Origin of the sequence: Nocardioides daphniae (genome assembly GCF_004777465.1) — a bacterium.
Taxonomy (GTDB): Bacteria; Actinomycetota; Actinomycetes; order Propionibacteriales; family Nocardioidaceae; genus Nocardioides; species Nocardioides daphniae.
The window spans coordinates 2555456-2576301 of the sequence record NZ_CP038462.1; the positions used below are offsets into that span (position 1 = coordinate 2555456).

Annotated in this window: 21 protein-coding genes and 4 pseudogenes; 6 read left to right on the forward strand and 19 right to left on the reverse strand. The window is 72.4% G+C overall.

All coding sequences use genetic code 11. The features are described 5' to 3' along the window. Window position 1 precedes the first annotated feature (1 nt). The 4 genes and pseudogenes from E2C04_RS12595 to E2C04_RS22100 all read right to left on the reverse strand — a co-directional run bounded on the left by E2C04_RS12595 (window position 2) and on the right by E2C04_RS22100 (window position 5965). Window positions 2–1375: a bifunctional 3'-5' exonuclease/DNA polymerase gene (locus E2C04_RS12595; protein ID WP_202977789.1), complete on the reverse strand. Its 1374-nt coding sequence runs from the start codon at window positions 1373–1375 to the stop codon at window positions 2–4. Between the two features lie 360 nt (window positions 1376–1735). Further along, complete coding sequence (locus E2C04_RS21020; RefSeq protein WP_275106504.1) at window positions 1736–4195, reverse strand: ATP-dependent DNA helicase; 2460 nt, start codon at window positions 4193–4195, stop codon at window positions 1736–1738. A 116-nt stretch (window positions 4196–4311) separates the two neighbouring features. After that, window positions 4312–5037 (reverse strand): annotated as a pseudogene (locus E2C04_RS21025) (UvrD-helicase domain-containing protein); the annotation flags it as partial. A gap of 119 nt (window positions 5038–5156) precedes the next feature. After that, a pseudogene (locus tag E2C04_RS22100) lies at window positions 5157–5965 on the reverse strand (RecB family exonuclease). Between E2C04_RS22100 and E2C04_RS20010 the strand changes: the two are divergent. Beyond that, on the forward strand, window positions 5895–6044 hold the full coding sequence (locus tag E2C04_RS20010) for a hypothetical protein (RefSeq protein WP_238694559.1): 150 nt from the start codon (window positions 5895–5897) through the stop codon (window positions 6042–6044). The pseudogene E2C04_RS22100 and the gene E2C04_RS20010 overlap by 71 nt on opposite strands. Before the next feature lie 461 nt (window positions 6045–6505). Here the strand turns inward: E2C04_RS20010 and E2C04_RS21535 are convergent. From E2C04_RS21535 to E2C04_RS22365, 7 genes and pseudogenes are all read right to left on the reverse strand, one after another. Then, a pseudogene (locus E2C04_RS21535) lies at window positions 6506–6808 on the reverse strand (ATP-dependent helicase); the annotation flags it as partial. A 302-nt stretch (window positions 6809–7110) separates the two neighbouring features. Next, window positions 7111–8409, reverse strand: a complete 1299-nt coding sequence (locus tag E2C04_RS20020; RefSeq protein ID WP_170213513.1) for an ATP-dependent helicase — start codon at window positions 8407–8409, stop codon at window positions 7111–7113. 53 nt (window positions 8410–8462) lie between these two features. Then, window positions 8463–8732 (reverse strand): lysophospholipid acyltransferase family protein, encoded by a 270-nt coding sequence (locus E2C04_RS22105; RefSeq protein ID WP_420873116.1) that lies wholly within the window; start codon window positions 8730–8732, stop codon window positions 8463–8465. 9 nt (window positions 8733–8741) lie between these two features. Beyond that, window positions 8742–9130, reverse strand: a pseudogene (locus E2C04_RS20025) (lysophospholipid acyltransferase family protein); the annotation flags it as partial. A 4-nt stretch (window positions 9131–9134) separates the two neighbouring features. Continuing rightward, entirely contained in the window at window positions 9135–9473 is a 339-nt protein-coding gene (locus tag E2C04_RS12615; protein ID WP_135832854.1) for an MGMT family protein, read from the reverse strand. Between the two features lie 23 nt (window positions 9474–9496). Continuing rightward, window positions 9497–9988, reverse strand: coding sequence for a rhodanese-like domain-containing protein (locus tag E2C04_RS22360; RefSeq protein WP_477529287.1), 492 nt, complete (start codon window positions 9986–9988; stop codon window positions 9497–9499). Beyond that, window positions 9988–10695, reverse strand: coding sequence for a ThiF family adenylyltransferase (locus tag E2C04_RS22365; RefSeq protein WP_477529288.1), 708 nt, complete (start codon window positions 10693–10695; stop codon window positions 9988–9990). Before E2C04_RS22365 ends, E2C04_RS22360 begins: the two co-directional genes overlap by 1 nt. 411 nt (window positions 10696–11106) lie before the next feature. On the opposite strand from E2C04_RS22365, the gene E2C04_RS12625 reads away from it, so the two are divergent. Then, the gene (locus E2C04_RS12625) at window positions 11107–11529 is read left to right on the forward strand and encodes a hypothetical protein (protein WP_238694560.1); all 423 of its coding nucleotides are present in this window, start codon (window positions 11107–11109) and stop codon (window positions 11527–11529) included. Window positions 11530–11602: 73 nt separating this feature from the next. Then, complete coding sequence (locus E2C04_RS12630) at window positions 11603–11818, forward strand: DUF3107 domain-containing protein (protein ID WP_135832855.1); 216 nt, start codon at window positions 11603–11605, stop codon at window positions 11816–11818. An 83-nt stretch (window positions 11819–11901) separates the two neighbouring features. On the opposite strand, the gene E2C04_RS12635 is transcribed toward E2C04_RS12630, so the two are convergent. Next, complete coding sequence (locus tag E2C04_RS12635; protein WP_135832856.1) at window positions 11902–12603, reverse strand: ferritin-like fold-containing protein; 702 nt, start codon at window positions 12601–12603, stop codon at window positions 11902–11904. 186 nt (window positions 12604–12789) lie between these two features. On the opposite strand from E2C04_RS12635, the gene E2C04_RS12640 reads away from it, so the two are divergent. Then, on the forward strand, window positions 12790–14253 hold the full coding sequence (locus E2C04_RS12640) for a DEAD/DEAH box helicase (protein WP_229721667.1): 1464 nt from the start codon (window positions 12790–12792) through the stop codon (window positions 14251–14253). Between the two features lie 88 nt (window positions 14254–14341). Here the strand turns inward: E2C04_RS12640 and E2C04_RS12645 are convergent, their stop codons facing one another. Beyond that, on the reverse strand, window positions 14342–15121 hold the full coding sequence (locus E2C04_RS12645; RefSeq protein ID WP_135832857.1) for a ParA family protein: 780 nt from the start codon (window positions 15119–15121) through the stop codon (window positions 14342–14344). Between the two features lie 58 nt (window positions 15122–15179). Between E2C04_RS12645 and E2C04_RS20035 the strand changes: the two genes are divergently transcribed. Next, entirely contained in the window at window positions 15180–15653 is a 474-nt protein-coding gene (locus tag E2C04_RS20035; protein WP_238694272.1) for an SDR family NAD(P)-dependent oxidoreductase, read from the forward strand. A 232-nt stretch (window positions 15654–15885) separates the two neighbouring features. On the opposite strand, the gene E2C04_RS20040 is transcribed toward E2C04_RS20035, so the two are convergent. The 5 genes from E2C04_RS20040 to E2C04_RS12665 form a co-directional block, all read right to left on the reverse strand. Next, the gene (locus E2C04_RS20040) at window positions 15886–16371 is read right to left on the reverse strand and encodes a PHP domain-containing protein (RefSeq protein ID WP_238694273.1); all 486 of its coding nucleotides are present in this window, start codon (window positions 16369–16371) and stop codon (window positions 15886–15888) included. Next, window positions 16368–16826, reverse strand: coding sequence for a PHP domain-containing protein (locus E2C04_RS20045; RefSeq protein WP_238694274.1), 459 nt, complete (start codon window positions 16824–16826; stop codon window positions 16368–16370). The genes E2C04_RS20040 and E2C04_RS20045 overlap by 4 nt, the downstream gene beginning before the upstream one ends. A gap of 68 nt (window positions 16827–16894) precedes the next feature. Continuing rightward, a complete protein-coding gene (locus E2C04_RS17825; protein WP_158630699.1) occupies window positions 16895–17071 on the reverse strand; it encodes a DUF5302 domain-containing protein in 177 nt (58 codons plus the stop codon). 79 nt (window positions 17072–17150) lie between these two features. Then, window positions 17151–17363, reverse strand: coding sequence for a hypothetical protein (locus E2C04_RS12660; RefSeq protein ID WP_135832858.1), 213 nt, complete (start codon window positions 17361–17363; stop codon window positions 17151–17153). 120 nt (window positions 17364–17483) lie between these two features. After that, on the reverse strand, window positions 17484–18164 hold the full coding sequence (locus E2C04_RS12665; protein WP_135832859.1) for a hypothetical protein: 681 nt from the start codon (window positions 18162–18164) through the stop codon (window positions 17484–17486). Between the two features lie 183 nt (window positions 18165–18347). On the opposite strand from E2C04_RS12665, the gene E2C04_RS12670 reads away from it, so the two are divergent. Next, a complete protein-coding gene (locus E2C04_RS12670; RefSeq protein WP_135832860.1) occupies window positions 18348–19481 on the forward strand; it encodes a hypothetical protein in 1134 nt (377 codons plus the stop codon). Here E2C04_RS12670 and E2C04_RS12675 read toward each other — a convergent pair. Then, entirely contained in the window at window positions 19463–20662 is a 1200-nt protein-coding gene (locus tag E2C04_RS12675; RefSeq protein ID WP_135832861.1) for an acyl-CoA dehydrogenase family protein, read from the reverse strand. The two genes, E2C04_RS12670 and E2C04_RS12675, sit on opposite strands and share 19 nt — an antisense overlap. Window positions 20663–20846 lie beyond the last annotated feature (184 nt).

Below are 20846 nucleotides of genomic sequence, written 5' to 3' on the forward strand. Positions count from 1 at the left end.
TTCAGCCCTCGACGGACTGGGTGGGCAGGACCGGCTCCTCGTCGGTCTCGGCGGCGGGTGAGGACTTGCCTGCCTCGGCGTAGGAGCGGACGACCGAGGCACTGAGCGGGAAGTCGATGCTCAGCTCGCGGAAGACCAAGGCCGACGCGGTCGCTGCGGCTTCCCGGGCTGCCGCAACCACCTGCTCGGCCAGGTGGGCGGGCGTGTGGACGACGACCTCGTCGTGGAGGAAGAGCACCAGGTGCGGACGTGCCTGCAGCGGGCCGTGGGCGCCCAGCGCCCACAGCCGGTTGCGCAGGTCAGCGATCCAGCACAGCGCCCACTCGGCGCCGGTGCCCTGGACCACGAAGTTGCGGGTGAAACGGCCGTACGCCCGGCGCCGGCTCGCCTCCCGCTCGACGTCGGCCTCCGCGTCGGCCCAGGCGTCGTCGACGCTCGGGGAGCCGCGGCCGAGCAGCGTACGCACCGTGCCCCCGCGCTCCCCCTCGTGCGCGGCGCGCTCGAGCAGCGCGAAGGCCTGCGGGTAGCGCCGGGTCAGCTCGGCGACCATCCGGCCGCTCTCACCGCTGGTGGCGCCGTACATCGCGCCGAGCAGGCCGAGCTTGGCGTCGTTGCGGCCCGCGACGGCGCCGTCGTCGACCATCCCCTGGTAGAGGTCGGCACCGCGGGCCGCGTGGGCCAGCGCCCGGTCACCGCTCATCCCGGCCAGCACCCGCGGCTCCAGCTGGGAGACGTCGGTGACGACCAGCGCCCAGCCGTCGTCGGCGATCGCGGCCGGGCGCACCAGGGCTGGGAAGGAGAGGGCCCCGCCCCCGTTGGACGACCAGCGGCCGGTGACCGAGCCGGCCGGTTGGTAGGTCGGGCGGAACCGGCCGCCGCTCGTCCACTCCTCGCTCCAGGCCCAGCCGTTGGTCTGGAAGAGGTGCGCGGCCTGCCGGTAGCGCAGCAGCGGTTCGACAGCCGGGTGGCGCAGCGCCCGCAGGGTGTGCGCGCGGGTGTCGGGCACCTCGAGCCCGGCCCGGCGAAGCGCGGCCAGCAGCTCGGGGTTGGAGTCGGGGTTGAGGCGTGGGGTGGCCAGGGCCTCGCGCACCCGGTCGGCCAGCTGCTCCAGCTTCTGCGGGCGGGCGCCCCGTGGCGGGCGGGGGCCGAGGACGTCCCTCAGCAGTGCCTCGTGCACGTCGTTGCGCCAGGGCATCCCGGCGTACGTCATCTCGGCGGCGACCAGTGCCCCGGCGGACTCCGCCGCGACGAGCAACCCCAGGCGCGTGGACTCCGGCGACTCGGCGACGGTGCGCAGCTGCCGGGCGTCCTCCAGGTCGGCGCGCAGCTGCTCGGTGGTGTCCTCGACGGCGAAGAGGCCGACCTCGGAGGCCACGCTCGGACCGAGCCGGTCCCACCGCTCGGACTGCTCCCCCGCCAGCAGCCGTTGGTCGGCTGCCGGGGCACGGCGCAGGAGGGGTGGACCAGACGGAGGTCCTGGCACCGCGACACCCGTACGCCCGCGGCGAGGAGCTCGGGGTACCAACGGCCGGTGTCGTCCCAGACCCACCTCGGCGCCTCGCGGCCCTCACGCTCCGCGACGTACGCCGGCAGGTCGTCGAGGCCGACCTCTCGGTGGCCCGCCTGCTCGGTGACGAGGACGCGCCCTCCCGGCAGGCGGGAGAGCTGGACGCGGGTCACGGGCACGATCCTCCCACCAGGAGCGGACGTGCCGGGCGCTGGTCGTCCGACCAGCTCAGAAGAGCATCCCGGACTCCTCCGCCCGCGGGTCGGGACCGGAGTCGGGCACTGGGTCCGTCACTGGGTCAGGCACTGGGTCCGGCACAGGGTCCGGCCGCAGCAGGGCCGCCAGGTCGTCGCGGCCGGGCAGGTCGTCGAAGCGGACGGTGCGCCCGGTGCGTACGTAGTGGAAGGCCGCAACCACCTGGTCGACGGGCACCCCCGTGAGCTCCGCCCACGCCACCCGGTAGACGGCCAGCTGGAGCGGGTCGGCGGTCTCGTGGCGACTCGTCTTCCAGTCGACGACGAGGAACCGCTGGGGGTCGCCCTCGGTGTAGACGGCGTCGATACGCCCGCGCACGACCGTGCCGTCCAGCACCAACGAGAACGGCGCCTCGACGGCGTACGGGGCACGGTCGGCGAACTCGCCGGACTCGAAGGCCTTCTGCAGCGCCTCGAGGTCGGCGTCGTCGTCGATGTCGGCGTCGAAGCGGCCGGGAAGGTCGTCGGGGTCGAGCAGTCCCTGCTGGCCGAACCGTGCCTCGACCCAGGCGTGGAACCTGGTGCCGAACCTGGCCGCCGGGGCGGGCGGGCGGGGCATGGGTCGCAGCAGGTCGAGGGCGAACGCCTCCGGGTCCTCCTGGAGCCGCATCAGCGCGGTCGCCGACAGTGAGGAGGGCACCGCGACCTCGACGCTCGTACGACGCTTGGCTCGCTCCTCGAGCAGCAGCCGCTCGATCTCCGCGTCCCACCGCTCCACGACCTCGGTGCCGCTCTCGCCCTCGGGCGTGACCGCCTCGGCCAGGGCCGCGCGGTCGTCGGCCTCCTCCGGGTCGGCCGCCAGCACGCGGCGGGCAGCCTCCTCACGCCGCACCCGCTGCTCGCTGCGGTCGCGCGAGGGCCACTCGACCCGCTGCACCTCCTCGAGGGCGGGGTGGGGCTCCTCCTCTGCGGGCGCGTACCAGGGAGCGAGGTCGACGCCCCAGCGCTGCTCCATCTCGCGCACGGTCTCCAGGTAGGGCGACGGGGCGAGCGGCTTCTGCCGGGTGCCCCAGACGTGGCTGCTGACGACGAACTCGTGCCGGGCCCGGGTGAAGGCCACGTAGCCGAGGCGCAGCTCCTCCATCTCGTGGTGGGCCTTCGCCTCCTCCTTGAGCGCGGCCAGGCCTTCGGCCGACCGCTCCTCCAGCTGGGGCACGGAGGCCGCGTCGCCGCGCAGGCGGGACGGCAGCTCGTGGCAGACGGTGGTCCACTGCGAGCGGGCGGTCTTGCTGGGGAAGCGCTCCGCGGCGACGCCGATCATGAAGACGACGTCGTACTCCAACCCCTTGGAGCGGTGCACCGTCAGCAGCTTGACCGAGTCGGACTCGCTCGGCGGCGCCAGGTCGAGGCCACCGCCGGCGTCGTCCTCCACGGCCAGCCAGGCGTTGAGCGCGGGCAGGGTGACGGTGCCGTCGACCGCCTGGAACTCGGCGACCGCCTTGACGAAGAGGTCGAGGTTCTCGCGGCGCGCGGTCGTGGCCGGCGAGGTGGAGGAGGAGAGCTCGATGTCGAGCCCGGTGACGTCGATGATCCGACGCAGCAGGTCGAGCAACGGCTCGCCCACGTAGCTGCGCAGGTGCTCGAGCTCGGAGGCCAGGCGGGCGAACCGCTCCAGCGCCTCGGCGGAGTAGGGCAGGTCGCCCGGGGACTCCAGGGCCTCGTTGAGCGAGGAGAGCTCGGTCGGGTCGGCGCCGGCGACCGAGTCGGAGAGCTGCTCGGCCAAGGAGCGTTGGTCGTCGTCGACCCACTGCCCCTTCGCCAGCTCGGTCGAGCGCCGACCCAGCAGGGCGAGGTCACGGACGCCGATCTCCCAGCGGGGGCCCGCCAGCAGGGTGAGCAGGGAGGCGTTGTCGGTGACGTCCTCCAGCAGGCTGAGCGTGGCGACCACCTGGGCCACCTCGGGCAACCGGATCAGTCCGCCCAGGCCGACGATCTCGACCGGGATGCCCGCCGCACTCAGGGCGTCGTAGGCGTCGGCGCCTTCCTTGTTGGTGCGCACCAGCACACCGATCTCGCGCCACGACGACTCGGCCTTCTCGTCCAGGGCGCGCGCGTCGTCGAACCGCTTCTCCAGGCGGGCGCGCCTGGCCTCGTCGCGGGCTGCGGCCCGGATCCGGTCGTGGGCCGCCTCCACCTCGCACGCCAGCCAGTCGAGCTCGTCGGCGGTGGTGCGGTGCACCACGGAGCGGACCACGCCCTCCTCGGCGCCGGGCTTCCACTCCAGCGGCTCCACGAGGCCGGCCTGCTCCCGCAGCAGCGGGGTCGCCAGGACGTTGGCGACGTCGAGGATGCGGCGGTCGGAACGTCGGTTGACCGTGAGGGAGAAACGGGCGGACGGGGTGCCGTCAGCCTGCGGGAACTGCTCGCGGAACTGGGCGATGTTGGCGACGGAGGCGCCGCGCCAGCCGTAGATGGCCTGGTTGGGGTCACCCACCGCGGTGACCGCGTGGCCTCGGCCGGAGGCCGCGTCGGGACCGCTGAAGAGCGGGCGAGCAGCAGCGCCTGGGCGACCGAGGTGTCCTGGTACTCGTCGAGCAGCACGACCTTGTACTTGGCACGCTCGGCGGCAGCCACCTCGGGGAACTCGTCGGCGATGCGGCAGGCGCCGGCGATCTGGTCGGAGAAGTCCATCAACCGGTAGCGGGCCTTGGCCTCGCGGTAGGCCTCGACCAGGTCGAGCAGCTCGCGGCGCTGGTCCATCTTCTCGAGGACCTTGCGCACCTCGGTCTGCTTGGTCTTCGTGCGTGGCTGTCGCTCCAGGTCGGCCAGCTCGGCGGCGAAGATCGGCCGTTCGTGCGACTGGAAGGCCCGCACCTGGGCCGGCGTGACGAGGTGCTCGCTCATCGCCCCGTCCAGGGCGAGCAGCCAGCTGATCACGGTGGGCGGGTGGTCGGAGAGGTGCTGGACCTCGCGCTGGTGCTCGGCGATGACCCGCTGGGCCAGCTGGAAGCGCGCGGCGTCACCCATGATCCGGATGTCGGCCTCGTGGCCGATCCGCAGCCCGTGCTCGATGAGCAGGCCGGCCGCGTAGGCGTTGTAGGTCGAGACGGTCGGCTCGAGCAGCTCGGCAGGGCCGCCGTCCTCGGGCACCTGCCCGCGGTCGAGGCCAGCCCTGGCCAGCGCTGCGCGGATCCGGTGCGAGAGCTCGGCGGTGGCCTTGGTGGTGAAGGTCAGTCCGAGGACCTCGTCGGGCGCGACGAACCCGTTGGCGACCAGGTAGATGACGCGGGCCGACATCAGCTCCGTCTTGCCGGAGCCGGCGCCGGCGATGACCACCCCGGGCGCCGGCGGCGCGCTGATCGCCTCCCACTGCTGGTCGGAGACCGTGAAGGAGGCGCCGGTGACGGCCCGCAGGTCGGCCGGCGAGGCGATGCGGGTCGTGGGCTGGTGGGCGCTCAACTGATCACTCCGGGCTTCGTCGTGGCAGGGCAGAGCGCGGTGAAGGCGCAGAAGTCGCAGTGCTTGCCGCGGATCGCAGCGAACTGCTCGTCGCGGATCACCCTGGCGGTCTCGGCCAGCTGGCGCTCGGCCAGCAGCCACCCCTCCTCGTCGCGCTCCTGGCGGGCTTGCGCCTGGACCTTGGGCACGTCCTTGCTCGACGCGCGCAGCTGCCAGAGCTCGGCACCACCGGAGAGGGCCCCCTCCTCGAGGGCGTCGGAGAAGCCACCGTGCTCGACGGCGTACTGGTAGATCCCGAGCTGCGGATTCTCCACCAGCGACTTGTCGGTGGGTGGGTACTTGCCGGTCTTGAGGTCGACGACCACGACCCGACCCTGCGCGTCGATCTCGAGCCGGTCGGCGAAGCCGCGCAGGTGGACCTGCGACCCGTCAGGCAGGGTCGAGGTGAAGGAGAACGGCACCTCGGTGCCGACCACCCTGCGGGTGCTGGAGCGGTGGTGGTGAGGAAGCGCTCGATGGCGTTGCGCGCCTCGAGCCGCTCCTTCGCCCGCGACCACGGCGTACGGAAGGGCAGCCTGTCCCAGACCCCGTCGACCAGCTCCATCAGGTCGTCGACCTCGGCGTCGGCCATCTCGGGGCGGGTGACGTGCTCGGCGATCTTGTGCACCACGTTGCCGAAGGCTGCGCCCTGACCGGAGAAGGAGGCGCCCCCGGCCTCGTGCTCGAGGAACCACTTGGCCGGGCAGTCGGCGATCGCCTGGACGGTCGAGGCCGAGACCTTCACCGGCACCTCGACGTCGCGCACCGGCGCCTCGCTGGCGGTGGTGCCGTTGGTGCCCACCACTGGCGCGGGTCGGCCGCCGGCACGAGCGCACGTCCGTTGACCTCCTCCCCCGCAGGGCAGCCAGGCGTCGGGCGGCCGCGGCGCGGAGCACCTCGGGCGTGGCGGGATCGGCGACGGTGCGGCGCAGGTGGGCGACCACCCCGGCCAGGGTCAGGGGCCGCGACGGCCTGCCCTGCTGGTGGCGCACCAGGACCTCGTCGGCACCGGCCGCGACCTCCTGCGGCGTCGGGCAGAGCTCGTCGAGGAAGCGGGAGGCGACCTCGCCGTCCTCGTGGGTCGACTGCACCGCGGTCACGACGAGGCGCTCCTTGGCGCGCGTGCAGGCCACGTAGAAGAGTCGTCTCTCCTCTGCCAGCATCGCGGTCCGCGACGCCTCGTCGACCAGCTCGAGCTCGCCGTAGCGGCTGGCCCCGAGCCGGTCGGCCCCCAGGAGGGTGGCGCGCGCAGGTCGGGCCAGTTGCCCTCCTGCACGTGCGCCACCACGACCAGGCGCCACTCCAGCCCCTTCGAGCGGTGGGCGGTGAGCAGCCGGACGGCGTCACCTCGTACGCCCTTGTCGACGAGCGAGTCGGCCGGGATCTGCTGGGCCTTGACCTCCTCGAGGAAGTTGCGGGCCGAGGTGCGACCACGCTGCTGCTCGGTGCGCGAGGCGGTGTCGAAGAGGGCGCAGACGGCGTCGAGGTCGCGGTGGGCCCGACGAGCGGCCGCTCCCCCGCGCAGCACGGCGGCGCGCAGGCGGGCACCCCACTCGGTGCCGGACCAGACCTGCCACAGCAGCGACTCGACGTCGGCGCCCGCGAGCATTGCCTCGCGGCACTCGCCCAGGAGACCGAGCAGACCCCGTGCCTTGTCGACGCCCGGACCCTCGAGCCCGTCCAGGAGCTGCGGCGTCACCAGGGCACGGGCCAGCAGGTCGCGGGAGCCGACTGCGGCTCGACGCTGCTCGACCGCGGCGGTCAGCTCGCGCTGGCGCAGGGCCCGGGCCAAGGACCTGAGCTCGGTGACGCCGAGCCCGGCCAGCGGTGAGAGCAGCAGGGCCTCGGCGGTCTCGGAGGTGGGCGTCCACTCCTCGTCCTCGACGGAGCGTACGACCGTCTCGAGCGCGGTCAGCAGCTGCTCGGCGGCAGGCTCCTGGCCGAGCGGGATCTCGTCGGCTGCCACCCGACGGGCACGCCTGCCGCCGTGAGCAGGCGTCGCATGACGGGCAGCGTGCTGCGGCCCGACCGCACCAGCACCGCCATGTCGGACCACGCCACGCCGTCGTCGAGGTGGGCGCGGCGCAGCAGGTCGGCGACCCGCTCGGCCTCGGCCCGCTCGCTGTCGTAGGTGAAGACCTCGACCCGCCCGGGAGGCGCGTCGGGCATGGCGCGAGGTCGGGCGAAGCGCTCACGGGCCTCGGGCGGCAGGGCGCCGGTCAGGGACAGGTTGCGGGCGACCCGGGTCGCGGCCTCCAGCACCGCCGGACCGAACCGACGGGTGGTGTCGAGCACGACCACCGGTGCCCTCTCGCCCGACCGGGTCAGGAACTCGTCGGGGAAGTCGAGGATGCCGCGCACCTCGGCGCCGCGGAAGCCGTAGATGGACTGGTGCGGGTCACCCACGGCCACCAGGTTGGCGCCGTCACCGGCCACGGCGCGCAGCAGCTCGACCTGCCCGGGGTCGGTGTCCTGGTATTCATCGACGAAGACGTGGCGGAACTCCCGGCGCAGGTCGACCGCGTGGGCCCGGGCCTCCATGACGGCCCGGCGGACCAGGTCGGCGTAGTCGGTCGAGCCGTGGTCGTCGAGGCTGTCGAGGTAGCGCTCGAGGAAGAGTCCGGCGGCCAACAGCTCGGGTGCGGACGGGTTCTCCCGGCCGAGGCGGACCAGCTCCTCGTGGTCGGCGCCCTTCTCGCGGGCCCGGCCCAGCACAGCCGCCACCTCGCGGGCGAAGCCTCGCGTGCCCACGGCCTCCCCCAGGCTCGTCGGCCATCCCAGCGCAGGACGGTGCATCTCGAGCAGCTCGTGCATCATCACGTCGGCCTGCGGTGCGGTGAGCAGCCGCAACGGCGCCGTGTAGAGCTCGGCTGGGGTGAACCGGCGTACGAGACCGTAGGCGAACGAGTGGAAGGTCATCGACAGCGGGCTCGCCACGGTGCGGCCCAGCCGGGCGGTGACCCGGTCACGCAGCTGCTCGGCCGCCTTGCGCGAGAACGTCAGGGCCAGCACCGAGGCAGGGTCAGCCCCTCGCACGTCGATCCGGTCGACGATCGCCTCGACGAGCGTCGTCGTCTTGCCCGTGCCGGGACCCGCCAGGACCAGGAGCGGCCCACCGGCGTGGTCGACCACGGACCGCTGCGCCGGGTCCAGCACGGGGACCGGCGTCGCGGTGGCGGGAGGCCTGACGAGGCGCACCTGGGAGCTCATGCCGACCACCCCATCACACCGCGCCGACAGTTCTGCACCGACGCTTCCGGCCCTCAGGCGTCGACCGGGCGCTCGTTGTAGGCGCCGGCCTCCTCCTGGCCGCTCAGGAGCTGGATCTCGCGCATGATCGTGTCGGTCACCTCGCGCCGCAGCCGGCCCAGCGGGGCCGTGCCGACGAGGCCGGTGAAGTCGAGCGGCTCACCGAAGGCGACCCGGACCTTCGCCAGTCGCGGGAGCGTGGCGCCCACCGGCTGGATCTGCTCGGTCCCGCGCAGGCCCACGGGCACCACCGGCACGCCCGCGGTCAGCGCCAGGTGCGCCACCCCGGTGCGTCCGCGGTAGAGGCGCCCGTCGCGGCTGCGGGTGCCCTCGGGTAGATCCCGAACGCCTCGCCCCGGCCGAGGACCGACAGCGCGGTGTCGAGGCTGGTCAGCGCAGCCTTGGTGTCGTCCCGGTCGACCGGCAGCATCCCCAGGCTCTCGAACCAGACCCGGCTGAGCGTGCCCTTGACGCCGGGTCCGTCGAAGTAGTCCGACTTCGCCAGGAAGACCACCTTGCGCGGCACCAGGACGGGGATCACGACCGAGTCGACGAAGCTCAGGTGGTTGCTCGCCAGGATGACCGGACCGGTCCGCGGCACGTTGTCGAGACCGACGACCTCGGGGCGCCACACCGCGCGGGCCAGCGGGGGGACGACGCGGTGCAACACCTCGTACAGCATGGGCTCATTCTCCTCCGAGGTCGACGACGGCGTGCGCACGGTCCACGTCCACGCGACCGTCGGCCCGCAGCGGCGTGCCCTCGGCGAGGTACTCGGGCCGGGCACGCCGGGCCAGGTCGTCGGGCAGCGAGCCGTCGGCCCGCACCACGCGCCACCAGCAGACCGCCGAGCCCTCACGGGCCATCACCTGGGCGACCAGGCGCGGGCCACCGCGTCCGAGCAGCTCACCGACCACGCTGGCCACGGCGCCGTACGTCGTCACCCGCCCCCGCGGGACCCGCTCCACGCAGCGCAGCACGAGCTCGGCGTAGCCCTCGAAGCCGGCGTACGCCTCGGGGCCCACGGTCGGTCTCGGTGCTGCCGTGCTCAGTACGCGGGCTGGCTCTGGTCGATCTGGTTGACCCAGGCCGCGACGCCACCACCGACGTGGATCGCGTCGGAGTAGCCCGCACCCTTGACGATCGCCAGGCACTCCGCCGACCGGACACCGGTCTTGCAGTAGAGGACCACCTGCTTGTCGCTGGGCAGCTGCTCCAGCGCCTGGCCGTTGAGGAAGTCACCACGGGTGATCAGCACCGAGCCGGGGATCTCGTTGATCTCGCGCTCGTTCGGCTCACGCACGTCCACCAGGACGAAGTCGCGGGTGCCCTCCTCCCGCTCGGCGAGCAGCGTCTCGAGCTGGCGCACCGAGATCGTGGAGTCAGCGGCCGCCTCGGCGGCCTCGTCGCTGATCGCACCGCAGAAGGTCTCGTAGTCGATGAGGTCGGTGACCGTCGGGTTCTCGCCGCAGAGCGCGCAGCTGGGGTCCTTGCGGACCTTGAGCTTGCGGTACTCCATCTCGAGCGCGTCGTAGATCATCAGCTTGCCGATGAGCGGCTCGCCGCCCCGGTCAGCAGCTTGATGGCCTCGGTCGACTGGATGGAGCCGACGGAGGCGCAGAGCACGCCCAGCACGCCGCCCTCGGCGCACGAGGGGACCATGCCCGGCGGCGGCGGCTCGGGGTAGAGGCAGCGGTAGCAGGGCGCGTCGTCGACCAGCGTCGGCGCGAAGACCGAGGCCTGGCCGTCGAAGCGGTAGATCGAGCCCCACACGTACGGGATGCCCATGAAGTACGCCGCGTCGTTGACCATGTAGCGCGTCGCGAAGTTGTCGGTGCCGTCGACGATCAGGTCGTAGCCGGCGAAGACGTCGCGCACGTTGTCGTTGTCGAGGCGCACGTCGTGCACCACGACCTCGACCAGCGGGTTGATCTCGGCGATCGACTCACTCGCCGAGACGGCCTTCGGGCGCCCGATGTCGGACTGCCCGTGGATCACCTGCCGCTGGAGGTTGGACTCGTCGACCTCGTCGAACTCGACGATGCCGATCGTGCCGACGCCCGCCGCGGCCAGGTAGAGCAGCGCCGGGGAGCCGAGCCCTCCGGCGCCGATGACCAGCACCTTCGCGTTCTTGAGCCGCTTCTGCCCGGTCATGCCGACGTCCGGGATGATCAGGTGGCGGCTGTAGCGACGAACCTCGTCGACGGTCAGCTCGGCGGCTGGCTCGACGAGCGGCGGGACGGTCACGGGGACTCCTCGGAGGATCGGGGACGGGCGCGGCTGGGGCGCGTGCACACGCGGGCCCGGGGGCTGGGCCGCCACGTGGGAACGCCCGCAGCGGGTCACATTGTTCCCTCCGGGCGGGCGTGGCGCGCCCTCCGGGGGCGCAGAGAGGGGTTCCGGACCAGTAACATCGCCCGAGACGACCTGAGGAGGACGACCTGTGAGCGTTGGACGGTACGACGTGGAGCCCCGGCCCAAGGGCGCTCGCATGCCGCGGCGTGAGCGCCGCGCGCAACTGCTCGCCTCAGCGCTGGAGGTCTTCGTGGCCCACGGCTACCACTCGGCGGCGATGGACGACATCGCCGACCGCGCAGGCGTGTCGAAGCCGGTGCTCTACCAGCACTTCCCGGGCAAGCTCGAGCTCTACATGGCGCTGTGGACCAGTCCAGCGAGGCCGTCACCGACGCCATCCGCGAGGCGTTGGCCCAGACCGAGGACAACAAGCAGCGCGTGGCCGCGGCCATCGCCGCCTTCTACGACTACGTGGCCAACGAGTCCGGCGCCTTCCGCCTCGTCTTCGAGTCCGACCTGACCAACGAGCCCGCCGTCCGCGAGCGCGTCGACCGGGTGACCGACGACTGCGCCGCGGCGATCGCCGAGGTCATCCAGCAGGACACCGGCCTTCCGCGCGAGGCCAGCCTCCTGCTCGCCGTCTCCCTCGTCGGAATGGGACAGGTCAGCGCTCGGTTCTGGCTCTCGGGCTCAGGCGCCGACGGCACGATCACGCAGGCCGACGCCGCCGCCCTGGTCGCGGGCCTCGCCTGGCGAGGCATCCGCGGCTACCCCAAGGAGTCCTGAGGCACCCGGGCTCCGCCCGTCCCACCCAGTCCCCCGCCGGCTCCGCCGGCACCTGTACGGAAGGAGGCCTCCAGTGGAGGTCAAGATCGGCATCCAGAACGCGGCCCGCGAGCTCGTGGTCGACGTCACCGGGACCCAGGAGGAGATCACCGCCAAGGTGACCGAGGCCGTCCAGGGCGGCACCCTCACCCTCAGCGACGTGCGCGGACGCCTCGTCCTCGTGCCCGGCGAGAAGATCGCGTACGTCGAGCTCGGCCACGCGAGCACCGGCACCGTCGGCTTCCGCTGAGGCAGGCACGCCGACGGCGTCCCTGGACGCAGGACCGGCCTCCACCCGCACGGGTGGAGGCCGGTTCTTCGTTCGCGGGTGGCTCAGGCCTCGAGGCCGAGCTCGTCCATCCGCTCGCTGTGACGCTCGGTGAGGCGGGTGAACATGCGGCCGATCGCTGCCAGGTCGAGGCCCGGGCGGTCGACGCCGCCGGCCAGCAGGGCCGTCATGGCGTCGCGCTCGGCCGCGATCCGCTGCGCCTGGATCAGCGCCTCCCCCATCAGCCGACGGCCCCACAGGGCCAGGCGGCCACCGAGGCGGTGGTCGGCGGCGATGCCCGCGCGCACCTTCTCGACGATGAAGGCGGAGCGCTGGGAGTCCTCCAGCGCCTCGGTGATGAGCGCCCGCGTCTCCGGGTCGAGGTAGGCGGCGATCTCCCGGTAGAAGTCGCGGGCGAGGCCGTCACCGACGTACGCCTTGACGAGCCCCTCGTACCAGTCGGACGGGGCGGTGTGGGCGTGGAAGTCGTCGAGCGCCTGACGGAAGGGCTCCATCGCCTCGTAGGGGTCGGCGCCCAGCTCGGAGATCCGGTCCTCGAGCTGCGCGAGGTGGGAGAACTCCGACGCGGCCATCGACGACAGGGCGATCTTGTCGGCCAGGCCGGGGGCCAGCTTGGCGTCGTCGGCGAGGCGCTCGAAGGCGGCCAGCTCGCCGTAGGCGATGGCCCCCAGCAGGTCGACCACGGCCTCCGCGTACTCGGGATCGGCGAAGGCGCCCTTCGACGCTCCCGGCTGAGATTCAGTCATGGTCCGACCCTACCGATAGAATGACCGAGATCCGTGCGCGCCCGAGCGCGCAGGACACGGGTCTCAGGACGGGCCGGCCGACGGCCGCCCGAGCATGTGCGCGGCAGATCGCGGGCGTGGGGGCACGAAATCCCGCCTCCGTCGAGTCAGCCGCAAGTGCTAGAACTTCGACGAAAGCGACAACGCGTGACCACCTTCCGTGACCTCGGGGTGCACCCCGAGATCTGCGACTCGCTCGAGCGCGCAGGCATCACCACCCCGTTCGCCATCCAGGAGATGACCCTCTCGGTCGCCCTGATGGGGACCGACCTCATCGGCCAGGCCCGCACGGGCACCGGCAAGACGCTGGCCTTCGGCATCCCCGTGCTGCAGCGCAGCGTCTCCCCCAAGGACCCCGACTACTCCGAGATCCCCCAGGGCAAGCCGCAGGCGCTCATCGTGGCGCCGACGCGCGAGCTGGCCCTCCAGGTCTCCTCCGACCTCGAGGTCGCCGGCGCCGACCGCGACCTGCGCGTCCTCACCATCTACGGCGGCGTGGGCTACGACGTCCAGACCGACGCGCTCGAGGCGGGCGTCGACGTGGTCGTCGGCACCCCCGGCCGCCTGATCGACCTGGCCAACCGCAAGGTCCTCGATCTCTCCCACGTGCACGCGCTCGTGCTCGACGAGGCCGACGAGATGCTCGACCTTGGCTTCCTCCCCGACGTGGAGCGTCTGCTCTCGCTCACCCCCGAGACCCGTCAGACGATGCTCTTCTCGGCCACCATGCCGGCCGCGATCGTCTCGCTGGCCCGCACCCACATGCGCCACCCGATGAACATCCGCGCGGAGTCGTCGTACGAGAACGCGACGGTCCCGGCGACCGCGCAGTTCGTCTACCAGGCGCACGACCTCGACAAGCCCGAGATGATCGGCCGCATCCTGCAGTCGGAGACCATCGAGAAGATGGTCGTCTTCACCCGCACCAAGCGCCAGGCGCAGCGGGTGGCCGAGGACCTGCAGGAGCGTGGCTTCAAGGCCGCGCCGCTGCACGGCGACATGGCCCAGGTCGCGCGCGAGAAGGCCCTCAACAAGTTCCGCGAGGACAAGCTCCAGGTCCTGGTCGCCACCGACGTCGCCGCCCGCGGCATCGACGTGCGCGGCGTCTCGCACGTCATCAACTACACGTGCCCCGAGGACGACAAGACGTACGTCCACCGCATCGGCCGCACCGGTCGTGCGGGCGCCTCGGGCATCGCCATCACGTTCGTCGACTGGGCCGACCTCGCGCGCTGGAAGATGATCAACAAGGCGCTCGACCTGCCCTTCGAGGAGCCGGTCGAGACCTACTCCTCCTCCGAGCACCTCTTCCACGAGCAGGGCATCGCCCCGGGCACCAAGGGCCGCGTCGTCGACCCCGCCCCGGTGGCCCCCAAGAACAGGTCGAAGGACGACAAGCCGCGCGAGCGTGCTCCCCGCAACCGTGAGCGGACGCGTACGCGCACCCGCGGCGGCTCGACCGTCGAGGGCGGCGAGTCGACGCCGAAGCAGGCCCCGGCCGCCGAGGGTGCACCTGCCGGTGCCGAGGGCGAGGACAAGCCGCGCCGCCGTCGTCGTCGCCGCTCCGGCGGTGGCAGCGCGCCCGCCCAGGGCGCCCCCGCCGACGCCTGAGCCTCCAGCAGCAACGACCGCAGCCCCCGTCCACGGACGGGGGCTGCGGTCGTCTGCGGCGGTCGTCCGCGGCGTTCTGTCGGCTGCGTCAGCCGTCGCGCCCGGCGCGGACCTCGAGCCACTCGGCGACCTCTCGGTAGGCCTTGGCGCCCTTGCTGCTGCGGGCCGTGGCGAGGATCGAGCGGCCAGCGGCCGGTGCCTCGGCGAACTTGATCGTCTTGGGGATCGGCGGGCTGACCACGTCGAGGTCGTAGGTGTCGGCGATGGTCTCCAGCACGGCCCGGGCGTGGCCGGTGCGGCCGTCGTACATCGTCGGCAGCACGCCCCAGACCTGCAGCGAGGGGTTCGTGTGCTCACGTACGTCGTGCACCGTGTCGAGCAGCTGCCCGACGCCGCGGTGCGCCAAGGTCTCGCACTGCAGCGGGACCACGAGGCCGTCGGCCGCGGTGAGCGCGGCGACCGTGAGCACGCCCAGGGTGGGCGGGCAGTCGAGGATCACCCAGTCGTAGGTGATTCCGTCGGCGGCCAGCGCGTCCAGCAGCGTCGCGACCAGGCGCTCGCGCCCGGCCACCCCGGCGACCTCGGTCTCGATGCGGGCCAGCTCGATGGTCGCCGGCACGAGGTCGGGCCCGTCCTCGGTGCCGACGAGCACGTCAGCGGCCCGGGCCGTGCCGGCCATCACGTCGTGCACCGACGCCTCGAGGTCCTCGGGGTCGAGACCCAGCGAGAAGGTCAGGCAGGCCTGCGGGTCCAGGTCGACCAGCAGCACCGAGTGGCCTCGTTCGGCCAGGGCGGCACCCAGGGTCGCCACGGACGTGGTCTTGGCCACGCCACCCTTCTGGTTGGCTAGGGCAATCGTCGTCGTCATCGGTGCCCATCATGCCGGTCGACGAGCCTCCTGACCCGAACGACTCGAAAAGGTGACCATGGGAATCTCCACCGCACTCGTGACCGGCCCCACCGCCGGGATCGGCCGCTCCTTCGCCCACCAGCTCGCCGCTCGCGGCCACGACCTCGTCCTGGTCGCGCGCGACCGGGAGCGGCTCGAGGCGGAGGCCGAGGACCTGCGCCGGCGCCACGGCATCGAGGTCGATGTCCTCGTGGCCGACCTCACCGACCGGGCCCAGCTGGCCCGGGTCGAGGCCCGGCTCAAGGAGACCGAGCGACCGGTCGACCTGCTCGTCAACAACGCCGGCTTCGGCCTCAAGGGGCGCTTCGCGGACAACGACGTGGAGGCCGAGCAGGCGATGCTGGACGTGCTCGTCACCGCCGTGATGCGCCTGAGCCATGCCGCCTTCGCAGCCATGTCGGCCCGGGGTCACGGCGGGGTCATCAACGTCTCCAGCGTGGCGGCCTTCCTCCCGCGCGGCACCTACTCGGCAGCCAAGTCGTGTGGGTGAACTCGTTCGGTGAGTGGGCGGCCGAGGAGTACCGCCCGGCTGGTCTCACCGTCACCACGCTCTGCCCGGGCTTCACGAAGACCGAGTTCCACGAGCGCATGGACGTCAGTCGTGACTCGGCCCCGTCGTTCCTGTGGCTGGACGCCGACGACCTGGTCCGTCAGGCGCTGAAGGACCACGACGCCGGCAAGGTGTTCTCGATCCCCGGCGCAGTACAAGGTGGTCGCCGGGGTCACCCGCGTGGTGCCGACCCGCCTGCTGCAGAAGTTCCAGTCGCTCGGACGACGCTGAGGCTCGCCGGGTTGTCCGGGTGGCAAGCGCCTCGGCCTGCCGCCCGGGCGGCCCGGGTGGCGTGGGCGAGCAGCCGTTCGTACTCCTCGACCGCCGTGGTGTGGCACCCCAGGTCGTGCCCGATCTTCCCGCTCCCGTGGTGGTCGCTGCCCCCGGTCACGACCAGGTCGACCTCGCGCGCCACGTCACGCAACGCGCGGCGCTGCTCAGGGCTGTGGTCCTCGTGGTCGACCTCGACCCCCACCAGGCCGTGCGCGCGCAGCTCGGCGAACCCCTCGACGTCGAGGGCGCCGGGCCGGCCGCGCCCCCACGGGTGCGCGACGACGCTCACCCCGCCCGCCTCGGTGACCAGTCCGAGCACGTCGACGAGGTCGGCGCCCGTACGCGGCACGAAGGCCGGGCGGCCCGACTGCAGGTAGGTGGTCATCGCCTCGGTGCGGGTGGCCGAGACCCCGCCGCCACCATCGCGTCGGCCACGTGCGGGCGTCCCGGGGCAGCGGTGCGAGGGGCAACGGCCAGCACGTCGTCGAGGTCGAGCTCGATCCCGAGCGCGTGGAGCTTGGCCAGGATCCGGGGCACCCGCTCGCGCCGCGAGCGCAGCACGGCGTCGAGCCGCTCCAGCAGACCCGGGTGCCGGGGGTCGGGCAGGTAGACGAGCAGGTGCACGCTGCGGCCGCGCCAGAAGGTGCTGACCTCCATGCCGGGCACCAGGACGAGGCCGACCTCGTCGGCCGCCCGTTGGGCCTCGGCCCAGCCGCCCGAGGTGTCGTGGTCGGTGAGCGCCAGCACGTCGAGCCCTGCCCGAGCTGCGGCGTGCACCACCTGCGTCGGGCTCTGCGTCCCGTCGCTCACGGTGCTGTGGCTGTGCAGGTCGATGCGCACGGCCACAGGCTATCGGGGGTCGACCACCCGAGCGGGCGGTCGACCTTCCCGACAGCCGGGCGATCCGGTCAGGATCCCCCGCCACCCGCCTTGCGCCGGTGCATCGGAGTGCCCACGTTGCGCTCGGAGACCTCCGAGCCGTGCGCCTTCTCCTTGGTGGGGCCGTCGGCGTGGACGCCCTGCTCGTGGTCGTTCTTGCGGGCGAGAGCCTCGCGCATCTGCGCCTTGAGGTCTTCGTTCGTCATCCTGGACTCCTGTCCCTCGAGTCCCACCCACCCTGCCACGGGCGGCGCCGGAAGTCAGCCCGGTTTTCCGGGCCGGCCATCAGGGGGCGTCGTAGCGCTCGCGCAGGGGGCGACAGGGCCCTGGCACCCCTCCATCCCGGCGGTGGCGGCGGCCAGCTGCTGCTCGGCCGGCACGGCGCCGGGGGCGACCCCGGGGGGGTGGGCAGCGGCGCAGCTCGGCGAGGTCGCCGATCACCGCGACGCCCAGCGCGTCGATGTTGGCGACCATCCGGTCGGCCGCGGGCACCAGCACCCGGGGACCTCGAAGCCGATCGCCGGTTCCTCGGCCCGGCGCGGCCCCAGGGTCTTCTTGGCGAGCCGGTGCTGACGACGGGTGCGTACCGTCCGAAGTCGAGGTCGCCGAGCGACTCGTTCAGGCGGCGGACCACCTCGACCGACGCGGCGCACCAGCGACTCGTTGGACCTGGCCGGCTGGACGACCACACCCGGGTCGACCTCCAGGGTCCGGGCGAACCGCTTCCACAGCTCCTCCCCCGGCACACCCGGCTTCGGCACCGTCACCACGGTCACCGCGTCGAGGCCGAGCACGTCGGACCAGCGACGGGCCATGGCGCCGATGCTCTGCTCGCGCCAGAACCGGGCGCCCTCCTCCTCGCGCGCGGACCTTCTCGACGTAGCGCTCCAGCGACGTGGTGCCGCCGTTCTTGACGAACTCCTGCCACATCGCCGGGATGTTGCGTCCGAGGTCGCGGGCGGTGATGACGGCCTCCACCCGCATCCCGTCGAAGGAGTCGCGGACCTTCTCGATCTTGGGCAGCCCCACGGGACCGAGGAACTCCATCGAGATGACCGAGGTGCCGTCGTGCGCCTGCACCTCGTCGACGAGGGACTGCCAGGCGTCCTCCCCCGGCTTGCGCATCACCTTCTGACGCTCGAGCACGTGCGAGACACCGGCGACCTGGTCGCCCCACCGTGCGCCGGGCACCACCACGCCGTGCTCGGCGAGACGGGCCTTGTTGTCCATCAGCAACGTCTGGAGGTAGCTGGTGCCCGACTTCATGGCACCGACGTGCAGGACGATCCGCTTGCCCACTGCTGCTCCTCGTTCACCGTTGCCGCTTGGCCCCCGGGGCATTCTGTCGCGCGCTGGGCAGCAGCGCGCGCACGTCTCGACCCGGACGTTCGACTAGCCTACGAAAGTGATCTTCAGCGCCAGCACCGTCCTCGACTCCGTGGCCGTGGTGACCGACTTCGTCGAGACCAACCTGGCGATGGGGTGGACCATCTGTTCGTCTTCCTGGACGCGCCCGACGCCCCCGGCCAGGCCGAGGTCGCGGCCTTCCTCGCCGCCCACCCGCACACCACCCCGATCGCCTGCGACGACGAGTGGTGGGGCGGTGACCGGCCCGACTCGCTCAACCTGCGCCAGACCCTCAACGCCAACGTGGCGGCCTGGCTGGTGCGCGAGCAGCGCGACGCCTGGCTCTTCCACCACGACGTCGACGAGGTGCTGGCGGTCGACCTCGACGTGCTGGCCGCGGTGCCCGAGCGCTTCCACGCCGTCCACCTGGAGACCCTCGAGGCGGTCAGCGTCTACGACCGGGACCGTCCCGAGACCCGGTTCAAGACGATCCCGACCGAGGAGCAGCTCGCGCTGCTGCACGCCGAGGGCATCATCGCCAAGCCCGTCGTGCGCCAGTACTTCCGCGGGCACGTGCGCGGCAAGACCGGCATCCGGCCCGGCTCCGGGGCCACCTTGGCGGTCCACTTCGCCGTCGACGCCCGGGGCAAGGTGCCGGCCTACGAGCACCCCTCGCTGCGCGTGCTGCACCACCACACCCAGTCCGGCGCCTCGCTGGCCGCCAAGGCCGTACGCATGGCTGCCGCCGGCGACGTCGTCTACCGCCCCGGCAAGGCCATGGTGATGGACGCACTGGCCGCCGTCGCGGCGAGCGACCTCCCCGACGCGGAGAAGGAGGCCGAGTTCCGGCGCCTCTTCGACGAGCACGTCGCCGACCCGGTGGAGCGCCTCGAGGAGCTCGGGCTGCTCGCCCACGTCGACGCCTCCCTGGGCGACCACACGCCTGAGGCGCTGCCGGCGCAGGCCGAGGCGCTGGTGACCACGCGCCTCGCCTCCTCGTTGCGCGGTGAGTCGAAGCTGCGGTTCCGCTTCGCCGACGGCGACGAGGCAGCGTACGAGGCCAACAGTCGCCCTGCCCCGGCGCGGCTGCTGCGACTCCGGCGCCGTGCAGGAGCGCGCGGGGCGGGGCGGCCGCCTCCTGGGTGCACTGCGCGACCGCCTGCGCGGCTGAGCAGGCCACACCCGCGCAGCTCCCGGAACCGCAGCAGGGCCCCACTCGTGCGAGTGGGGCCCTGCTGCTGCGTGAGGGGTCAGCCCTTCAGCGCGTAGTCCTTGAGCATGTTGCGGCCGATGATCATCTTCTGGATGTCGGAGGTGCCCTCGCCGATCAGCATGAACTTGACCTCGCGCATGAGGCGCTCGATCTCGTACTCCTTCGAGTAGCCGTAGCCACCGTGGATGCGGAAGGAGTCCTCGACGACCTCGTTGGCGTACTCCGAGGCGAGCATCTTGGCCATGCCGGCCTCGACGTCCATGCGCTGGCCGGTGTCCTTGAGGCGGGCGGCGCGGACCATCATCTGGTGCGCGGTCTCGACCTTGGTGGCCATCTCGGCGAGGCGGAAGAGGATCGCCTGGTGCTGGGCGATCGGCTTGCCGAAGGTCTCGCGCTGCTGGGCGTAGGCGATGCCGAGCTCGAAGCCACGGATCGCCAGGCCGCAGGCGCGGGCGGCGACGTTGACGCGGCCGACCTCGACGCCGTCCATCATCTGCGCGAAGCCCTTGCCCGGCTCGCCGCCGAGGATCTGGTCGGCCGAGATCTGGTGGCCCTCGAAGACCATCTCGGTGGTGTCGATCCCCTTGTAGCCCATCTTGTCGATCTTGCCGGGGACGGTGACGCCCTGGGCGGTCTCGCCGAAGCCGGGAGTCTTCTCGACCAGGAAGGTGGTCATGTTCTTGTAGACCGAGTCGGCGCCCTCGTCGGTCTTGGTGAGCACCGCGACCAGGGTGGAGGAGCCACCGTTGGTCAGCCACATCTTGGAGCCGGTGATCGAGTAGGAGCCGTCGTCCTGCTTGGTCGCCTTGGTCGAGATGGCCGAGACGTCGGAGCCCAGGCCCGGCTCGGACATCGAGAAGGCGCCGCGGACCTCGCCGGTCGCCATGCGGGGCAGGTACTTGCGCTTCTGCTCCTCGGTGCCGTGCTTCATCAGCATGTAGGCCACGATGAAGTGGGTGTTGATGACGCCGGAGACGCTCATCCAGCCGCGCGCGATCTCCTCGACGCACAGCGCGTAGGTGAGGAGCGACTCGCCGAGTCCGTCGTACTCCTCGGGGATCATCAGGCCGAAGATGCCCAGCTCCTTGAGCCCCTCGACGATCTCCGTCGGGTACTCGTCGGCGTGCTCCAGCTCCTGGGCCACCGGGATGATCTTCTCGTCGACGAACTGCTTGACGGCCTTCAGGATCTCCTGCTGGTCCTCGGTGAGTCCGTCGGTCTGGGCGAGGCGGGGCATCTGGGCGTCCCTTTCATCAGTCGCGGCGTGGGGCCACGAAGTGTCGTGTACGGCGCAAGGGCCTGGCGGGTCAGCGCCGGGGCCACCCAGGGGCGTCCGGATCCGGCGCTGGCACCGTACTGGTCAGTATCCCCCACGAGGGCAATGACGCACCTCACACGACCAGCCCGAGGACTCCTCGGGC

Coding starts and splice junctions, on each gene's coding strand:
- E2C04_RS20040 (WP_238694273.1), bottom strand. CDS start 16,371: ATGACCACCTACCTGCAGTCGGGCCGCCCGGCCTTCGTGCCGCGTACG.
- E2C04_RS17825 (WP_158630699.1), bottom strand. CDS start 17,071: ATGACGAACGAAGACCTCAAGGCGCAGATGCGCGAGGCTCTCGCCCGC.
- E2C04_RS20035 (WP_238694272.1), top strand. CDS start 15,180: ATGGGAATCTCCACCGCACTCGTGACCGGCCCCACCGCCGGGATCGGC.
- E2C04_RS12675 (WP_135832861.1), bottom strand. CDS start 20,662: ATGCCCCGCCTCGCCCAGACCGACGGACTCACCGAGGACCAGCAGGAG.
- E2C04_RS12645 (WP_135832857.1), bottom strand. CDS start 15,121: ATGACGACGACGATTGCCCTAGCCAACCAGAAGGGTGGCGTGGCCAAG.
- E2C04_RS12635 (WP_135832856.1), bottom strand. CDS start 12,603: ATGACTGAATCTCAGCCGGGAGCGTCGAAGGGCGCCTTCGCCGATCCC.
- E2C04_RS22360 (WP_477529287.1), bottom strand. CDS start 9,988: ATGATCTACGACGCGCTCGAGATGGAGTACCGCAAGCTCAAGGTCCGC.
- E2C04_RS20020 (WP_170213513.1), bottom strand. CDS start 8,409: ATGAGCTCCCAGGTGCGCCTCGTCAGGCCTCCCGCCACCGCGACGCCG.